The organism is Vibrio sp. 10N.222.52.B7 (genome assembly GCF_041474275.1).
Classification (GTDB): Bacteria; Pseudomonadota; Gammaproteobacteria; order Enterobacterales; family Vibrionaceae; genus Vibrio; species Vibrio crassostreae_C.
Genome location: NZ_JBFRTU010000310.1, coordinates 1 through 568, shown reverse-complemented (window position 1 = coordinate 568; position 568 = coordinate 1). Strand labels below are relative to the sequence as shown.

Below are 568 nucleotides of genomic sequence, written 5' to 3'. Positions count from 1 at the left end.
TTTGAATTTTTCTAAAAAAGTTACGAAGCAATTTTCGAGGAGTATGGTTGGGTGAATTAGGTGTTCGGCAGGTGAATTGTTTTAGCCTTTTGATAACCTTTGTAAATTAATCGACGTTCAATAACTCGCACTGCACCTCTGATTAAGAGATGCCTTTATTTCAGAAAAACTCAGTCCAAATCTTGCTTATCTAGTGAATCTCTGTCGGATTTTTATATCTAGCACAGCTCATTTGATGAGCCCCAATCAATAGACTTCTTAGGAGAGCGTGGGGGTTTGTCGTAAATGGAAAGATCCGTTGTCGTAGATGCCACTCGGTAGTTTTGCATTTCGCTCTTATTATCCTCACATCAATTATGTGGGGGTGTTATGTATCGTTTTCTATTTTGTAGTTTCGCACTTGTGCTTTTGTATCCAACGGCAATTGATCTGTACTTGGTTGGGTTACCTCAAATCGCCGCGGACTTAAATGCCTCTGAGGCTCAGCTCCATGCCGCGTTTTCTATCTATCTGGCCGGTATGGCAACGACTATGTTGTTCGCGGGTAAATTTGCCGATAGCGTAGGGA

1 pseudogene is annotated in these 568 nt (G+C 41.7%); it reads left to right on the top strand.

What is annotated here, in order from left to right:
* Window positions 1-369 precede the first annotated feature (369 nt).
* Window positions 370-568: pseudogene (locus AB4512_RS22980) on the top strand (multidrug transporter subunit MdtL); the annotation flags it as partial.